Here is a 17,789-nt window from a genome sequence, read left to right as displayed (position 1 = left end):
TCTATAGATTATCTAGCTCAAAGCGTTGTCTGTCTTGTTCGATCATAGCAATTAACTCTTTTTCTTTAGGTAAGTATAATAGATATTTGCTTGCGAAGAGTTCGTTTTTATCATTTAACACGGAATATTTTACTATAGTTTCATCTTTTTCGGTACAGAGCAATAACCCTATTGTGGGATTATCATCTTCATTTCTTTTTAAATCATCGTACATTCTTACATACATATCAATTTGACCAATATCTTGATGGCTCAAAGCAGTTGTTTTTAGATCGATGATTACAAAACATTTAAGAATATAGTTATAGAATACTAAATCGATGTAAAAGTCTGAAGTATCAGTTACAATATGTTGCTGATGCCACAAAGGCAAAACCTTTTCCAAATTCCAATAGAAATTTTTGCAAGTGATCTATAATGGCAGATTCCAGATTTCGTTCAGTAAATTTATGATCTGGTTTTAATCCCAAAAACTCAAAAATATAAGGGTCTTTGATGTACTCCTGAATGTTAGTGCTAATCTTGTTTTTTTTCGGCTTGTTCAACGAGCGTTCAAAAGTTAAGCTACTGATCTGTCTTTGTAGCTCTCGGCTATTCCAGTTCGAAACAATAGATTCATCAATATAGAATTTTCTTTTTTCTTCTGATTCAAGACGGGAAAGGATTCTGTAATGCGTCCAGCTTAATTCGGTACGCAATGCGTACCAAATTGGGAAAGCAGAATAAAACGACCTCATATTGTTTAAATTTCGTTCATCGAAACCCTTTCCAAATTCAACGGTAAGTCGTTTTGAAAGCTCTTTTAATGTAGCATTGCCGTATGCAGCACGTTGTTTACCTTGTTGTTCATCTTCTACAATTAATTTCCCAATTTGCCAGTAGGATTTTAATAAAGCCGAATTAGCCGCACGAAATACCCTTAATCGCGATTGTGTAATGATCTCTTTTATCGAATTAAATAAGTCATTTCTTGTCAGCTCCATGTCTCATTAGATTTGTATCTAAAGTATAAAAACAAAATCTAAATAGAAACAGCTTTGTAGATTATTAATAGATTTACAGTCTATAAATTGCATCATACACTTTTTAAACATCCTACCACCTCACTATGTCCGAACCCAATAATCTCATCCATGCCTCATCACCATACCTTTTACAACATGCATACAATCCTGTAGAATGGTATGAGTGGGGACCTGCGGCACTGGAGAAGGCCAAAGCAGAAAACAAGCTCATTTTAGTAAGCATTGGATACTCGGCATGCCATTGGTGCCATGTAATGGAACGTGAAAGTTTCGAAAATCATGAGGTTGCAGAGGTGATGAACCGTAATTATGTATGCATAAAAGTAGACCGGGAAGAGCGTCCAGATATCGATCAGATTTATATGTATGCCATTCAGCTGATGACGGGAAGCGGGGGCTGGCCTTTAAACTGCATTTGCCTGCCCGACCAGCGGCCGGTTTATGGGGGGACCTACTTCAGAAAAAATGACTGGATTAATATACTGGAGAATGTGGCTAAACTTTGGTCGCATGAACCTGAAAAAGCGTTGCAATATGCTGACCGGCTTACTGCGGGGATTAAGGAGAGTGAAACACTTATCCCGTCGCAGGGAACGGCAACCTATACAGATTTAAATCTAACCGAAATTGTCGAACCCTGGAAACGGCACTTTGATATCGGACTGGGAGGTTACAATCGAGCTCCAAAGTTTCCCCTACCTAACAATTGGGTATTTCTGCTCCGATATGGGTTTTTAAAGGATGAGCAATCTGTGTTTACGGCAGTTTGCCATACCCTTGAAGAAATGAGCAGGGGAGGTATTTATGACCAGATAGGCGGTGGGTTTGCCCGATACTCGGTTGATGATCGCTGGCATGTTCCACATTTTGAGAAAATGCTATACGACAATGCTCAGCTAATCAGCCTTTACGCTGAAGCTTACCAGTGCACGCGTTTTGATTCTTTCAAACAAACAGTTACTGAAAGTATTTCATGGGTTTTTAATGAAATGACCTCGCCAGAGGGTTTATTTTATGCCGCGCTGGATGCTGATAGTGAAGGGGTGGAGGGTAAATTCTACATATGGGAAAAGGAAGAGTTTGATCGTATCCTGGGTGAAGATGCTCAACTGATTGGAGAGTATTACAACATTACTGAAGAGGGAAACTGGGAAGAAGAACAGGCTAATATTCTAAGAAAAACCATTGACGATGATTTGATTATAGCAAAATATGGTATTAGCCCTGAAGTTCTCTATGATAAAGTTCAGGTAGCTAAGCTAAAATTACTTGAGGTTAGGAATAGGCGGGTACGGCCCGGGCTGGATGACAAATGTTTAACTGCCTGGAATGGCATGATGATCAAAGCATTGGCTGATGTTGCACAGATTTTAAATCATGGTGAGTACTATGAAAAAGCAAAAGTAGCAACTGATTTTATTTTAAGTAATTTGAAACAGCAAAATGGCGGTTTATTTCGCAATTTCAAAAATGGCAAAGCCTCGATAACTGCATTTTTGGATGATTATGCCTTTTTAATAGAAGCTTTGATTGCACTTTATGAATACGATTTTGAGGAAGCGTGGCTCGATGAAGCAAAGGCGTTAACAGATTATGTTCTCGGTAATTTTACTGATGCTAAGTCGCCAATGTTCTTTTACACCTCTGCAGAAAGTGAAAGTTTGATTGCCCGAAAGCATGAAATAATGGACAACGTTATTCCGGCTTCCAATTCTGTGATGGCGAGCAACTTAAATAAATTGGGATTGCTATTTGACGAGGAAAAATATACTGAAAAAGCTGCGCTGATGCTGGCTGCTGTTGAACCAAAGATAAAGAGTTATGGATCTGCCTATTCGAATTGGGCTATTCAGTTGCTGAATGAAATTTACGGCACCAACGAAATTGCAATAACAGGGCTAGAAGCAGATGTGGTGAAAATGGAGTTAAGTAATCATTACATTCCAAATAAAATTACATTGGGTGGAACAAAAAGTAACCTGCCACTGTTAAAAGGTAAGGAAAGCAATGAAACAAAAGTTTATATTTGCCGAAATAAAGTGTGCCAGTTGCCGGTTAAAACTGTTGAGGAAGCATTAGCGTATTTACATTAAAACAATCTGAATGAATATTTCACCAAACTCAGTAGTTGCATTAACTTATGATTTGCATACTACTAACGAAGAAGGACAACAAGTTTTTGTTGAAAAAGCTGATGAGCAAAATCCTTTAGTATTTTTATATGGCGTAGGCATGATGTTGCCTAAATTCGAAGAGCATCTAGCTGGTTTAAAAACTGGTGATGAATATGGTTTTGAGTTATCTGCAGCTGATGGTTACGGAGAAATTGATCCAGGTGCTTTTGCTGATTTGCCAAAAACAATGTTTACCGAAGCAGGTGGCGAAGTTCCTGCTGTAGGTGATGTTATTCCATTGCAAGATAATAATGGTAACCAGTTCAGAGCTGGTGTTACCGCGGTTCACGAAGAAACTGTGGCTGTTGATTTAAATCACCCAATGGCAGGTAAAAACCTATTGTTTAGCGGAACAATCCTGAACGTTCGCGAGGCTACTCAGGATGAATTGGCTCACGGACATGCTCATGGAGCGGATGGCCATTCAGGTCACTAGTTAATAAGCATTTTAAAATATCAGGTTTACAACCGTTGTAAACTATACAATAAAGGCCTCAAATGTAAATTGGGGCCTTTATTTTTTAACTCATCTTTAAATAGATTTTGGCTCAATAATACTGCATTTTAGTACTAGAAATCTAGTTTTAACCTTAAGCCACCATTGGTCAGGTTTAAATTATCACTAGAAAAGGTTTTCATTGGTATACGTAAAAACGGCTCCACAGCAAAGTTTTTCTTCCCTGCAATTTTTTGCTTATATCCGAGTGAAAAATTATAAAAGCCAATGTATTTGTCTGTAACCGATGTCGATTCAGTCTGTTGCTCCGAAACACGTTCCGTTACGATAAGCATTTTTTGCTCTGAGTAGCCCAAGGTATTGGCAACTGTAGTATTTTGTGTGCTACTCACCAGATAATTGTTATTCTGTTTGTTATTTAATATAGCAAGTGCGGAAATACCAATACCTGTATAAATCTTTTTACTAATACTGTATTTAAGTTCCAATGGAATATTGATGCCATTTAAAACAGCATTAACAGATTCCAAATTTTTAGACGAAGTACTGTAGGCTGAAGATTTCGAACTTAAACTCGCACTTGCCTGAGCATCGCTCATCATATTGCTATTAGAGGTAGCACTACCGCTAGTACTACTCAATGCCGCATAAGCAATTCCTGAGTTAAGTGATAGTTTATCGTTTACCCGATACGATAAAGAGAAACCATAATTCATATTTACTTTATTATCGTTCCCCATGGATGGAGCAACATATACGCCCGGTTGCCACTTGTCGGTAGATTTATTGCGTGCATTTTTGGCCAGCTTGTTATTATAGCTATCCCGTTCCAACAGTTGCTCAAAACTAACTTTCCCTGAAGCGGTTTGTGTCCTGCCATTTGAAATTTGCATATTCAAATCAGCAGGAGTTAAAGCTATTCTGTTTGAATATATTGTAGCGTTGAGTTGAGGCTGAGCGGTTAAATCACCATTGCTTAAATTCGTAACCGATAAAGAGACTTGTTCAGTAACTCTTGCAGCTAAGTCACCTTCATTATAACCTGAAAGCGGTTTCGAGCCTGTGGTTTTATTAGCATTATTTGTTTTCTTGATAATGCCATTCCTTTTAGCAACGACTAAAGCACGGTCGGTCTGGCCGTTTTCCTTGTCATCGGCAGTGTCGGAATTACGGTTTTCTGATTTTAAATTTTTTGCAAGACCATTTTGAAGGGTTGTTTTGTTATTCTGGAAAAGTAGTATGCCGCCGAATATCAGCAGTATGGCTGCTGCAGACCATAACGGCCAATAGAAGAAACCTCTTCGCTTCTTTTCGTCCTGCGCGGCAAATCGCTCCCATGCCCCGGGAGTGTATGCCTCTTCATGCGAAGCAAGTTTATTTTTGATATGGTCAATTAACTCTTTATCCATTTTACTCATAGGAACTAACCAGTGTTTTTAAATATAGTGCCCGAAGTTTGTTTTTTGCCCTCGTTAAGTAGACCCTGCTTGAGCTCTCGGGTATATTCATCATTTTAGAAATCTCATCATGGGCAAATCCTTCGATTTCGTAAAGATTAAAAACGAGTCTGTGCGTGTCGGGCAAATCATTTAGTAATTTTAAAATATCCTGTACGTGCAAATCAGAAGCTATTGAAACCTGACTAACAGGATGTTCATCTTCAGAAAGGTCATCAACATACGACTGGTTTTTCAATGTTCGCAACTTGTCTATCGCAGTTCTAGATGCAATTTTCGCAATCCATCCTTTAAAAGTTTTCGATAGTTCTGTCGTTTCTTTTGGCGGCTGAAAGCTTTCGATATTTTTAAAAATCTTTATAAAACAGTCATTTACAAGCTCTTCTCCATCATAACTGTTGTTTACATAACGTAAAATAATGCCCATTAAATAGCCATAAAATGATTTATACATCATTTCTTTACAGCTGTTATCGTTGTTTTTGCAGCCCTTTATAATTTCCTCAACACTGAGTATTTTTTTTATCAACCTTCCGGACTTAGTAGAGATTAGTTTATTTGCGATGCAAATTTAATGAAAATGACACCATCTTGTTATCGAAGATGATGTCAGATTCGTTTCATATGTAGGTGTTATTTGTTCGTCAGTATCGATAACCCGAATTTTGTGCTATCTGTTTTGCTTTTCAGTCCTTTAGCCCACAATGTGTAAATTTTACCAGCCTCAATTTTAGTTGATGGCAGGGTAGCGGTAACATTATTACTTTCTTTTATTTGAAAAGTATAACCGGCAGAAGGATCAATTGAAATAAATGGTGATGCTTCTTTATATGCCTTTGCAGTAATCAGGGCTGTTGCTGTTCCTTCTACTGCCAAATCCAGGGCCGGTGCATCAGGACTTAAGTTAATAAAGCGAATTTTTGCTTTTCCGGTAGCCGGGGCAGTCAGATCATCTTGCACGATTAAGATTTTTGGAGCAGGCAGCACATCAACTACAAATGCAGAATAAAAAATTCCTGATTGCAGGGCGACATTAGCGGTAGTCAGGTATCTGGTAGAATCTTTCTTCGTAACACCAAACAGTCTGTTACCCGGGTAGGCACCAAAATAACCCAGGTCTTTGGTATAGGTAAAATCTTTACTGTTCGCTTTCTGATTGTCTACGATAAAATCAAGCGCACCGGTACCCGGCGAGGCATGTACAAATCCAATACCTGCAACTGTGACTGAATCTGAATAATCTCCCCAATCTTTTTTACATGCCGAAAGAAATAGTGTTATTGCAAAGAGGGCGCATATAATTTTCGTTGTCTTACTAAAGTTTTTCAGAGTAGTTTTCATTTTAATGTTTTAAATCAATTTTGTGATAAAATTGGTTAATGGCCATTAACGCTTTTTCTGATAAAACGATTAAGGTATTGGAAACGCTACAACATCCTCAGAATTTAATGGAAATAAAAAAGCCGCATGGTAAAATGCGGCTCTTCGATTTATTCAATATCTAAATTTAAGCATACATTTCTTCGCGTAGCTTAGCTACATCTGCATTGTTAATGTATTCGTCGTACGTCATCAGTTTATCAATCGTACCTTTAGGTGTAACTTCGATAATGCGGTTGGCAACAGTTTCGGTTAACTGGTGATCTCGTGAGGTGAATAGAATTGCGCCTTTAAAATCTTTCATACCATTATTCAATGCCTCGATTGATTCAAGGTCAAGGTGATTGGTAGGTTCATCAAACATTAATAAGTTAGCTTGCTGAAGCATCATTCTGGAGAACATGCAGCGCATTTTTTCACCTCCTGAAAGTACTTTAACATTTTTCAATACTTCCTCTCCAGAGAATAACATACGTCCTAAAAAGCTGCGTACAAATTGTTCATCGGCATCAGTTCCGGAATACTCGCGCAACCAATCAACCAGGTTTTCATCTTTGCCAGCGAAATATTCTGAGTTATCATTTGGAATATCAGCCGTGCTAATGGTAACACCCCACTTAAACTCACCTTTATCAGCCGGAGTTCTGCCGGTTAATACATCGTAAAATGCTGCGGTAGCTAAACTGTTTTGCGACAATATGGCAATTTTATCGCCTTTGTTTACCATAAAGGTAACCTTATCGAACAAAATGCCATCGTTACCGGATTTACCAAGATTTTCAACCTGAAGAATCTGATCACCAGCTTCACGACCGGTATTATTAAAAATAATAGCAGGATATTTACGGCTTGATGCTTTGATCTCTGTAATATCAATTTTATCCAAAGCTTTTTTACGCGAGGTAGCCTGCTTTGATTTAGAAGCGTTGGCGCTAAACCTGCGGATAAACTCCTGCAGCTCCTTCACCTTATCTTCCATCTTTTTGTTCTGGTCGCTACGTTGTTTCAATGCCAGCTGGCTTGATTCATACCAGAAAGTGTAGTTACCCGTGTAGATGCTCATTTTCGCGAAATCGATATCTACGATATGCGTACAAACTGCATCTAAAAAGTGCCTGTCGTGAGATACAACCAACACAATGTTCTGATAATCTGCCAGGAAGTTTTCCAGCCAGGCAATGGTTTCAATATCCAGATCGTTGGTAGGCTCATCCAGTAATAAAATATCAGGGTTACCGAAAAGCGCCTGTGCAAGCAATACCCGTACTTTTTGTGTGTTATCAAGCTCCTTCAATAACTTATAGTGATTATCTTCAGTGATTCCCAAATTGCTAAGCATGGTAGCAGCATTGCTTTCCATGTTCCAGCCATCCATTTCAGCAAAAAGGTTTTCCAGTTCACCGGCACGTTCGCCGTCTTTCTCTGAGAAATCCTCTTTCATGTAAATGGCATCTTTCTCTTTCATGATGGCATAAAGTTCTTTATGACCGATCATCACAGTTTCCAACACCGAAAACTCATCAAATTCGTAATGATTCTGTTTTAAAACAGCCATTCTCTCACCTGGAGTAAACGCTACGCTACCTGAAGTTTGATTTACCTCTCCCGAAAGAATTTTCAGGAAAGTAGATTTACCCGCGCCGTTCGCGCCAATTACGCCATAGCAATTGCCTTGCGTAAACTTTAGGTTAACATCTTCAAATAATGTGCGTTTGCCGTATCTTAACGATAAATTAGAAACTGAAATCATGCTTTTATTAAATAAGCCGCAAAGATAAGGTTTCTAATTCATCATTCGAAACGCTATTTCAACGTCAAATCTTTTTCATTTTCCTCTTAGTCTTTCCGCTTTTAGCTATTTTTACCAAATGAGTAAATACGAAATTGTATCACAGGTTATCAAAGAACGCCGTAGTATTTTTCCGGCAAGTTATATTAAGAAAGAAATTCCTGTAGAGGTAATCAACCAGATTTTAGAAACAGCTAATTACGCCCCTACACATAAATTAACGCAACCCTGGCGTTTTACAGTCATCAGGAAAGGAGGCCTGGCGAAGTTGGGTGAAGAACTTGGGAAACTTTATAAAGAGCTGGTTTCTCCACAGAATTTTCTACAAAAGAAGTACGATAGTTTTGCCGAAAAAACGGGTCAAGCGGATTGTATCATTGCAATAAACATGGCAGTAAGTGGTAAGATACCTGAATGGGAAGAACTTGCTGCAGTTTCATGTGCCGTGCAGAATATGGCATTAACAGCAGAGAGCCTAAAAGTTGGTGCTTACTGGAGCACGCCGCCATTGATTGATGGATTGGGTGAATTTCTGGGATTGAAAGCAAATGAAAAATGCATAGGTTTATTTTATATGGGCTACCATAATGAAAAACCCTGGGCACCAAACCGTACTACAATTGAAGAAAAGGTAACCTGGATCGAAGCATAAGGTCGTTCATATAGTCAGTATCGTAGTTTTCTATCTTCCATCACTCATTTCCTTATCATTTATTAATATGTCTACCTTAAAATCTCAGCTTTACGAGTTGTGTTTAACCTTTATTCAAAATCGCATTGAAAATATTGAGTATTCATTGCAGCAAGCCCGGCAGGCTTCAAACGACGATACCAAAAGCAGTGCGGGCGATAAGTATGAAACTACCCGGGAGATGATGCAACAGGAAATGGACAGGAACAACAAGCTGCTTTATGAGGCAGGCCAACAAAAAATTGCTTTGCAGCAAGTTGAAAAGGCGGAAGGAAATTCAATTGTCAAAAACGGTAGTTTAGTGATTACCTCTGAAGGCAGTTTTTACATTAGCATAAGCGCTGGTGAATTAAATGTTGAGGGTGACAAATTTTTTGCTATCTCGCAAGCATCCCCGATAGGGAGGGTGTTGATCGGTAAAGAAAAGGGCGATAGCTTTAAATTTAACGGGAAAAATTATCTGATTAAAACGGTGATGTAAACAAACGGGAAACGCAAGGTTAAGTTTTTCTACTTAAAAATTAGATAGTTAGCCGGATTGGTTGAAAATATTTGAAAAAATATTGCATATAGCTTTTGATTATTCAATCTGGTTTCTATCTTTGCAGTCCTTACAACATCCTAACTGCGGAAGTGGCGTAATTGGTAGCCGCACCAGACTTAGGATCTGGCGCTTCACGGCGTGGGGGTTCGAGTCCCTTCTTCCGCACAACAAGATAAAGGCCGTTTCGATTTAAAAATCGGAACGGTTTTGTTTTTAAAAACAACATTCACAAAGAAATGAATATTACACAGGAAAAAACCGGCAACTTAAATGCTGTTGTAAAAATCAAAATCGCACCTGCTGATTATAGTGCAAAAGTTGAAAAGGCTATTAAAGACCAGGCTAAAAAAGCACAATTACCTGGTTTCCGTAAAGGAATGGTTCCTGCTGGCCACATTAAAAAAATGTACGGTAAAAGTATCCTGGTAGAAGAGGTAAACAATTTATTAAACGATACTTTATCTAACTACATTGCCGAGCAAAAATTAGAAATCTTAGGCCAGCCATTGCCAGCAATGGATAACGAGCGTGAGTTTAACTGGGATTATACAGATGAGTTTGAGTTTGACTATGAGTTAGGTTTGGCACCTGCTTTTGATGTTAACGTTTCATCTAAAGATAAATTTACTGAATACGTTGTTAAAGCTGATGAAAAAACTTTAGAAGAGCGTATTAAGAATATTCGCCGTAGTTATGGCAAAATGACAAATCCTGAAGTTGCGGCTGAAGGTGATGTTTTATACGCTGAACTGGTACAGTTAGCTGCTGACGGAACAGTTTTCGAAGGCGGAATTTCGAACACAGCTACCATTCGTTTAGACTTGATCAAAGACAAAAAAGTTCTTAAATCTTTAGTTGGTTTAAAAAAGGATGATGTAGTTACAATCGATGTTCAGAAAGCTTTTGAAGATGCTCCAGCTATCGCTAAAGCACTTAATATTTCTGAAGAAGACGCTGCCGATTTGAAGTCTGAATTCCAGTTGACCGTTAAAAACGTTAACCGTTTAGAGGAATCTGATTTAAATCAGGAGTTTTTTGACAAATTATTTGGAGAAGGTACTGTAACTGACGAAGCTGGTTTCAGAGCCAAAATCCAGGAAGAAGTTGAAGGCATGTTTAAACAGGATGCTGAACGTAAATTATCTAATGATATTTATGAAGAACTTTTAAAGAAACATACTTTAGAATTACCTGATGAGTTTTTACGTCGCTGGTTAAAAGCAACTAATGAAAAACTCACTGATGAGGAATTAGCTGAAGGTTACGATGATTTTGCTAAAAATCTAAGATGGACTTTGATTGAAAATAAAATTATCAAAGACAATAGCATCGAAATCAAGTATGAAGATGTGGTTCAGGCTGCTAAAGCAAAGTTAGATGCACAGTTCAGAATGTATAGCCCTAGTCCGCTTCCTGAAGATCAGTTGGCTCAATACGCTGTACAGTTTTTACAGGAAAAAGAGAATGCTAACCGTACATTCGAAGAGGTGAAAGCTTTGAAAACTTTTGAGTACATCAAATCAATCGTGACTTTAGAGCCAAAAGACATCGACTATGATAAATTTGTGGAACTGGCGAAGTAAATTACATAGCTAGTTAACTAAATATACAGTAAGAGCAGTTCCATGGAGCTGCTCTTACTGTATATAACCATGCTATAATGTCAGTGAAATCTTCATGGTATGTTCTTTGATTAAACCATTATAATTAAAATATTATTTATATTTTGGTTTGATTATTATCCACGAAACTATGGGGACATTACTTCAAATGCTATGCCCTCTACTAAAAAACTCATATAATGAACATAGATTCACAAGAATTCAGAAAATTTGCCGTTAAACATCAGGGGATTGGCGGTTTGCATGTAGATAAGTTTATTGCACAGGCTAATGTAAATCCTCAGAATATGACTCCATATATCATTGAGGAACGTCAGTTGAACGTGGCTCAAATGGATGTATTTTCAAGGTTAATGATGGACCGTATCATCTTTTTAGGTGATGCCATTTACGATCAGAATGCAAATATCATCCAGGCGCAATTGTTGTTTTTGCAATCAACAGATGCTGACAGGGATATTCAGATTTATATTAACTCACCAGGTGGTTCAGTATATGCAGGCTTAGGTATTTATGATACCATGCAGTATATTCAGCCAGATGTAGCTACAATTTGTACTGGTATGGCTGCATCAATGGGCGCAGTATTATTGGTAGCCGGCGCGAAAGGAAAGCGTGCAGCTTTACCTCACTCAAGGGTAATGATACACCAACCATCAGGAGGCGCACAAGGTGTTGCATCTGATATGGAAATCAACTTGAGAGAGATGTTGAAATTGAAAAAGGAATTGTACGATATTATTTCTGAGCACTCGGGTCAAACTTACGACTGGGTGGAGAGAGCTTCAGACCGCGATTACTGGATGACTGCCGACGAGGCAAAAGGATTTGGTATGGTTGATGAAGTATTATCGAGAAACTCGAAAAAAGATGGCGAAACAAAATAAAGAATCCCGTTGCTCATTCTGCCATTCTGGCAAGCACGAAACGTTAATGTTAATTGAAGGCATGGATGCATTTATCTGCGATAAATGTGTTACTCAGGCCAATCAATTGCTTGCGCAGGAGTTAGGAACCAAAGGGACAAAAAATATTCAGGAGGCGATAAATTTGTTAAAGCCTCTTGAAATTAAACAACACCTTGATCAGTATGTTATTGGTCAGGACGATGCCAAAAAAGTATTGTCGGTTGCTGTTTACAACCATTACAAGCGTTTGAATCAAAAAGTTGAAAAAGACGAAATTGAGATCGAGAAATCGAACATTATGCTGGTAGGGGAAACAGGTACAGGTAAAACACTCCTGGCTAAAACAATAGCCAAAATTCTGCACGTGCCGTTTTGTATTTGCGATGCTACCGTGTTAACTGAGGCTGGTTACGTTGGAGAGGACGTTGAAAGTATTTTAACCCGTTTGTTGCAGGCGGCCGATTACGACGTTGCAGCTGCAGAACGTGGTATTGTGTATATCGATGAGGTTGATAAGGTTGCACGGAAAAGCGATAATCCTTCTATTACCCGTGATGTTTCAGGAGAGGGTGTTCAGCAGGCTTTGCTCAAGATCCTCGAAGGAACTGTTGTAAATGTACCTCCGCAGGGCGGGCGTAAACATCCTGATCAAAAAATGATCCCGGTAAACACAAACAATATCCTGTTTATTTGCGGAGGAGCTTTTGACGGGATTGAACGTAAAATTGCCAACCGTTTGCGTACGCAGGCCGTAGGGTATAAGGTGAAGAAAGATGAGACTGTTTTAGATCTTAAAAACCTTTACAAGTACATTACCCCTCAGGATCTGAAATCTTTTGGTTTAATTCCGGAATTAATCGGTCGTATTCCTGTTCTTTCTCACTTAAATCCATTAGATAAAGAATCGCTGAGAAATATTTTGACTGCACCTAAAAACTCATTGATTAAGCAATATGTTAAGCTTTTTGCTTATGAAGACGTTAAGCTGGTTTTTGAGGATGATGTGCTAGACTTTATTGTTGATAAAGCAATGGAGTATAAGCTTGGTGCCCGCGGTTTAAGATCCATTTGTGAGGCGATTATGCTGGATGCAATGTTCGATACGCCCACTCAGACGGATGTCAAGGAGCTGGTGATAAACCTCGATTACGCGATAGAAAAATTTGAGAAGGCAGACTTTAAAAAATTACAGGCTGCATAAAAAAAATCAAATCCTTCCCCACATCGGGAAGGATTTTTTGTAATATAGTATTTGTTAATGCTAAGCGCTCCGCAAAGCTCTAAACCTGAAATTATGAATGAAGAAAAAGATGTAAAAAAAGATGCCATAGTCGCCCAGACAAAAAAAGTAAAAGAAGTAGAAAGTCCGGTTAAAGCAGGACTGAAGTCGAAAGATGAGATTGTAAAAAACTGGCTTCCGCGTTATACCGGACGTCCGCTGGATCAGTTTGGTGATTATATCCTGTTAACGAACTTTAGTAAATATGTAACCATGTTTTCTGAATGGAATGATAATGCGCCTATAATGGGATTGGATAAGCCCATGCAAAGTGTAACTGCAAATGGCATTACCATCATCAACTTCGGAATGGGAAGTCCGCTAGCGGCTACTATGATGGATTTACTAACAGCCATTAAACCCAAAGCAGTATTGTTTTTAGGTAAGTGTGGAGGTTTGAAGAAGAAAAACCAGCTTGGAGATCTGATTCTGCCAATTGCTGCTATAAGAGGAGAAGGAACATCGAATGACTATTTGCCTGCTGAGGTTCCGGCATTGCCAGCCTTCGCGTTACAGAAAGCCATTTCGACCACTATTCGTGATCATGGACGCGATTACTGGACAGGAACATGTTATACCACCAACCGCAGGGTTTGGGAGCACGACAAAGAATTTAAAAAGTATTTGAAAACGTTGAGGGCCATGGCGGTTGATATGGAAACTGCTACGATTTTTACCACTTCATTCGCAAATAAAATTCCCGCTGGAGCTTTATTGCTAGTATCTGATCAGCCGATGATTCCTGAAGGTGTTAAAACTGCTGAAAGCGATAGTAGTGTAACCGAAAAATACGTGGAAACGCATTTAAGGATTGGTATCGATTCGTTAAAACAATTAATCAATAATGGATTAACGGTGAAACACCTGTTGTTTTAGCACGTTGAATACGAAAGTATTTCTATCACAGATCAGCATTAGCTGGTCTTTTTTTTTGTCCCTAGATTTTTGTCCGCAACGGTATTGTCTGTCTGATTGCTCAAAGAAAGTTTCTATCATCACTGAAAGCGGCATTTTTTCTTATCTATTCTGGGTGTAATATCAGGTTTTCTGATCAGAAATTCACCGCGCGCCAGCCGTATTGGTTACCAGGGGGTTAATAGGGGCTTAACACGGGGTTAATAGGGGGTTAGTAGGGGCAAATCCCTGTTAACGGCCTGTCGATTCCCTTTCAAGCTCGTGTCAAACAGCCGCCACGGATGGGACTAAACACATCCAATCTTCCAGGATGGCACAAAAAAAAAGGAATCAATATTTATCGATTCCTTTTTAAGTTTTTGCAGGAAGTTTATCTTAACCTAAGTAAGATTTTAATATTTTACTTCTTGAAGTATGACGTAAGCGTTGAAGCGCTTTATCTTTTATCTGACGAACACGTTCACGTGTAAGATTGAATTTCTCTCCGATTTCCTCTAATGATAAAGGGTGATTTGATCCCAGTCCAAAGAACAATACAATGATTTCTCTTTCTCTTTCTGTTAGGGTAGATAAAGAACGTTTAATCTCTTCTGATAACGATTCATTGATTAATGAACTATCTGTATTTGGCTCATGGTTTTCCAATACGTCCAATAGTGTATTTTCTTCACCTTGAACAAACGGGGCATCCATTGATACGTGACGGCCAGAGTTACTTAGCGTATCAGAGATCTTATCAACAGTTGTTTCTAAAATATCTGCCAGTTCCTCAGGAGAAGGCTCGCGTTCGTATTCCTGCTCTAATTTAGAGAAAGCTTTACTGATCTTGCTTAATGATCCAACCTGGTTTAATGGTAAACGTACGATACGGCTTTGTTCTGCAATGGCCTGTAAAATAGACTGACGAATCCACCAAACAGCGTAAGAAATGAATTTGAAACCTTTAGTCTCATCAAAACGACGCGCAGCCTTAATTAAACCTAAGTTACCTTCGTTAATTAAATCGCCTAACGTTAATCCCTGATTTTGATATTGTTTTGCAACAGATACAACGAAACGCAAGTTAGTTTTAGTTAATCGCTCTAATGCAGCCTGGTCGCCTTCACGAATCTTTCTTGCTAAAATTACTTCCTCTTCTGCTGTTATTAAGTCTACTTTACCAATTTCGTGTAAGTATTTATCTAAAGATTGACTTTCGCGATTGGTAATGGATTGCGTTATCTTGAGTTGTCTCATTTATACGTTTTGTGTGCTCTTTAATTATTGAGTTTGCAAAGTTACGAAATTGTACACTAATCCGAAAGGATAAAATGCTGAAAATGTTACTGTTTGCACAACTTCTTTACAGTTTTACTTGTAACAAAAATCATTCCAATTTAGTTTTAATGAGATTTTGACGTGGGTCTACAGTAATTATTGATTCGTACATAATATTTATTGTATTTCAATAAATATATTTTGAATATTAATATATTTTATTTTATGTTTGTTGTATAAATAATTATAGAATGATGACGTTTCCCAAAAATCAATTCACAATATCATATTTTGATTTCGATGAGTACAATACAAAAACAAACCAAGCTTTTACGACAGTTATTTATAGATGGATAGGATATTAAAAATTTTCATGTATGCAGGCAGGGCCTGTTTACTTCTGGCTTTCCTTACTATTGTTTCCAATTTAGTTAGAACGTGTATTGACGATAATGAAGCTAAAATTGCAATAAACGTTATGGAGAAAAATCCTGAGCGGATAGTCAGGCATATAGACGGTGCCATATTTACAGATTTACACATTGGGAGGTATGAATTTAAGCCAACCTTCATACAGATGTTTATACTGTCAAATGATAGTGGCAGTAATAGATGGTCATTAGTTACGTTTTGCATAATCCTAGGCGGGACTATTTTATTTTTGGTGAGGCGAAAACCCGCGACGCTTGCAAAACTATCTGAAGAGGGACTGGGGAAATTTGTGTTTATCAGTCTTGCTTTATACCTGGTGTTGAAGGCGCTCTTTATGGTTGCAATTGATCGGTACATCCTCAGTTTGACCAATTACCGCTTTGGCGCCCCGAAAATAGAATCTTTCGATATAGAACTCACCATTCTAATTCTAATCGTGATTGAAAGGGTTATTTCGTCGCTACTGTCTTATTCCAAAAAACTTAAAGAAGAAAATGATTTAACGATATAGATTAATATTTTTTACCGGTCATATGGATTGACCCCGTAAGCTCGAAAAATATAAAAATAAATTAATGTATACTCAAGAATAAAGAAAAATGAAATTAGTTTCCAGAAAATACATCGTGCTTGACGCAATTGTTGTTACTGTCATAATTGTCCTGTTTTTTCTTTTGATGTGGACCACATTATCTTATAAAACGGGTGTTCAGGCTAGTAATGACGATTGGGCTAGTTATGAAATGCCGTCAGAGCGGGCAGATTTCGATTTAATGCAAGACAGTATCATCCACCTGCAAAACCAGGTTAACTATATTAAAAGAAAAAAAGAAATTCAGCAAGCCAATCTTTTATCATCAGGCGGGCAAGGCGTCGAATCATTTGGAATTTATGAATATCAGGATAGCACTCAGGCTGCTAAAACGACCTATTTAACCACAAAGGATTGGGGCTTTATTATAGGCAGTGATCACTTTGATGCTACGATTTATCATAGTAAAGGTGGGAAATCATTTATCAGGTACCCGATTATTACTAAGATATCAAAACACCATTTTAAATATCGATATGAAGATCGGGAGGTTGGGTTCAAATATGATCTCAGGGAAAAACAGATTTTACTCCCCCTTCAGAAACCGTATCAAAAACTAATAGCCAATACTTTTCTTTGGATAATAGTGATCATTTCTTTTTTTGTAATGTTATTTGGGATTGTATTATTTATCAGGTTTTTAATTGCTGTTTCCCTTAATCGCATATTTGAAGAATATAACATACTCAGACTCTTGCTTATATCGCTAAGTTGCTTTTTGACTGTGTTATTCCCGTATTTGGTAGCACTCGTTCTGTATGTTGTCTATAATAAAGAACTATCCGTTGGTTTGGTTTTTTTAAAAAAGTTTTCCAGTACAGATTTCAGCCTGATCGTTGCCGGAATCTTCTTCGCCGTACTTTACCGTGCATTTAAAAAAGGTAAGGCTTTGAAAGAAGAAAACGAATTAACTGTTTAAATTAGCCAGATCATATGCCCATCATTATTAATTTAGATGTAATGCTTGCCCGAAGAAAAATGTCACTTACTGAGTTAAGTGAGCGGGTAGGGATTACCATGTCTAATTTATCTATTTTAAAGACAGGTAAGGCCAAGGCAATAAGGCTGGAGACATTAGAATCCATCTGTCGGGTGCTCTACTGTCAGCCGGGGGATATTCTCGAATTCAGGGCTGATCAGCTTTAATAGCCTATAAATAGGCTTTTTCGGCCAAGACTTTCATGTGGCTCTATTCAAAAAGGTGCCAGCGTTAATATTCACTTAGCATCTACAAAAAAAAAGCCTTTCAGGTTATCTGAAAGGCTTT

17 protein-coding genes, 1 tRNA gene and 1 pseudogene are annotated in these 17,789 nt (G+C 38.1%); 13 read left to right on the top strand and 6 right to left on the bottom strand.

Going from position 1 to position 17,789, the window contains the following annotated elements:
• Position 1 precedes the first annotated feature (1 nt).
• Positions 2-983, bottom strand: a pseudogene (locus tag AB669_RS10920) (YhcG family protein).
• A gap of 125 nt (positions 984-1,108) precedes the next feature.
• Between AB669_RS10920 and AB669_RS10915 the strand changes: the two are divergent.
• Positions 1,109-3,118 (top strand): thioredoxin domain-containing protein, encoded by a 2,010-nt coding sequence (locus tag AB669_RS10915; protein WP_047799338.1) that lies wholly within the window; start codon positions 1,109-1,111, stop codon positions 3,116-3,118.
• 10 nt (positions 3,119-3,128) lie between these two features.
• A complete protein-coding gene (locus AB669_RS10910; protein WP_047799337.1) occupies positions 3,129-3,635 on the top strand; it encodes a peptidylprolyl isomerase in 507 nt (168 codons plus the stop codon).
• A 134-nt stretch (positions 3,636-3,769) separates the two neighbouring features.
• On the opposite strand, the gene AB669_RS10905 is transcribed toward AB669_RS10910, so the two are convergent.
• The 3 genes from AB669_RS10905 to AB669_RS10895 form a co-directional block, all read right to left on the bottom strand.
• Positions 3,770-5,074 carry a hypothetical protein gene (locus AB669_RS10905; RefSeq protein ID WP_047799336.1) on the bottom strand — a complete coding sequence of 435 codons (1,305 nt, stop codon included), beginning with the start codon at positions 5,072-5,074 and terminating at the stop codon, positions 3,770-3,772.
• Positions 5,067-5,642, bottom strand: a complete 576-nt coding sequence (locus tag AB669_RS10900) for an RNA polymerase sigma factor (protein ID WP_082120651.1) — start codon at positions 5,640-5,642, stop codon at positions 5,067-5,069. The genes AB669_RS10905 and AB669_RS10900 overlap by 8 nt, the downstream gene beginning before the upstream one ends.
• Positions 5,643-5,746: 104 nt before the next feature.
• On the bottom strand, positions 5,747-6,454 hold the full coding sequence (locus AB669_RS10895) for a DUF4397 domain-containing protein (protein ID WP_047799334.1): 708 nt from the start codon (positions 6,452-6,454) through the stop codon (positions 5,747-5,749).
• Between the two features lie 38 nt (positions 6,455-6,492).
• Here AB669_RS10895 and AB669_RS22480 point away from each other — a divergent pair, with 38 nt between their 5' ends.
• A complete protein-coding gene (locus tag AB669_RS22480; RefSeq protein WP_255352153.1) occupies positions 6,493-6,618 on the top strand; it encodes a hypothetical protein in 126 nt (41 codons plus the stop codon).
• Positions 6,619-6,620: 2 nt separating this feature from the next.
• Here AB669_RS22480 and AB669_RS10890 read toward each other — a convergent pair whose 3' ends face one another.
• On the bottom strand, positions 6,621-8,243 hold the full coding sequence (locus AB669_RS10890; RefSeq protein WP_047799333.1) for an ABC-F family ATP-binding cassette domain-containing protein: 1,623 nt from the start codon (positions 8,241-8,243) through the stop codon (positions 6,621-6,623).
• A gap of 118 nt (positions 8,244-8,361) precedes the next feature.
• Here AB669_RS10890 and AB669_RS10885 point away from each other — a divergent pair, with 118 nt between their 5' ends.
• The 7 genes from AB669_RS10885 to AB669_RS10855 all read left to right on the top strand — a co-directional run bounded on the left by AB669_RS10885 (position 8,362) and on the right by AB669_RS10855 (position 14,202).
• A complete protein-coding gene (locus AB669_RS10885) occupies positions 8,362-8,934 on the top strand; it encodes a nitroreductase (RefSeq protein WP_047799332.1) in 573 nt (190 codons plus the stop codon).
• A gap of 67 nt (positions 8,935-9,001) precedes the next feature.
• Positions 9,002-9,454, top strand: coding sequence for a 3-oxoacyl-ACP synthase (locus AB669_RS10880; RefSeq protein ID WP_047799331.1), 453 nt, complete (start codon positions 9,002-9,004; stop codon positions 9,452-9,454).
• Between the two features lie 146 nt (positions 9,455-9,600).
• A tRNA-Leu gene (locus AB669_RS10875) sits at positions 9,601-9,682 on the top strand.
• A 71-nt stretch (positions 9,683-9,753) separates the two neighbouring features.
• On the top strand, positions 9,754-11,100 hold the full coding sequence (tig, locus tag AB669_RS10870; RefSeq protein WP_047799330.1) for a trigger factor: 1,347 nt from the start codon (positions 9,754-9,756) through the stop codon (positions 11,098-11,100).
• Positions 11,101-11,318: 218 nt separating this feature from the next.
• Entirely contained in the window at positions 11,319-12,026 is a 708-nt protein-coding gene (gene clpP, locus AB669_RS10865) for an ATP-dependent Clp endopeptidase proteolytic subunit ClpP (protein ID WP_047799329.1), read from the top strand.
• The gene (clpX, locus tag AB669_RS10860; protein ID WP_369799752.1) at positions 11,980-13,248 is read left to right on the top strand and encodes an ATP-dependent Clp protease ATP-binding subunit ClpX; all 1,269 of its coding nucleotides are present in this window, start codon (positions 11,980-11,982) and stop codon (positions 13,246-13,248) included. The genes clpP and clpX overlap by 47 nt, the downstream gene beginning before the upstream one ends.
• 93 nt (positions 13,249-13,341) lie before the next feature.
• Positions 13,342-14,202, top strand: a complete 861-nt coding sequence (locus AB669_RS10855; RefSeq protein ID WP_047799561.1) for an AMP nucleosidase — start codon at positions 13,342-13,344, stop codon at positions 14,200-14,202.
• A 414-nt stretch (positions 14,203-14,616) separates the two neighbouring features.
• Here the strand turns inward: AB669_RS10855 and AB669_RS10850 are convergent, their stop codons facing one another.
• Positions 14,617-15,477, bottom strand: a complete 861-nt coding sequence (locus AB669_RS10850; protein ID WP_047799327.1) for an RNA polymerase sigma factor RpoD/SigA — start codon at positions 15,475-15,477, stop codon at positions 14,617-14,619.
• 370 nt (positions 15,478-15,847) lie between these two features.
• On the opposite strand from AB669_RS10850, the gene AB669_RS10845 reads away from it, so the two are divergent.
• The 3 genes from AB669_RS10845 (at position 15,848) to AB669_RS10835 (ending at position 17,668) form a co-directional block, all read left to right on the top strand.
• Complete coding sequence (locus tag AB669_RS10845) at positions 15,848-16,441, top strand: hypothetical protein (RefSeq protein ID WP_047799326.1); 594 nt, start codon at positions 15,848-15,850, stop codon at positions 16,439-16,441.
• An 88-nt stretch (positions 16,442-16,529) separates the two neighbouring features.
• A complete protein-coding gene (locus tag AB669_RS10840; protein WP_082120650.1) occupies positions 16,530-17,441 on the top strand; it encodes a DUF2975 domain-containing protein in 912 nt (303 codons plus the stop codon).
• A gap of 14 nt (positions 17,442-17,455) precedes the next feature.
• A complete protein-coding gene (locus AB669_RS10835; protein WP_047799324.1) occupies positions 17,456-17,668 on the top strand; it encodes a helix-turn-helix transcriptional regulator in 213 nt (70 codons plus the stop codon).
• Positions 17,669-17,789: the final 121 nt, after the last annotated feature.

The organism is Pedobacter sp. BMA (assembly GCF_001027745.1).
GTDB lineage: Bacteria > Bacteroidota > Bacteroidia > Sphingobacteriales > Sphingobacteriaceae > Pedobacter.
This window is presented reverse-complemented; position numbering and strand designations above follow the sequence as displayed.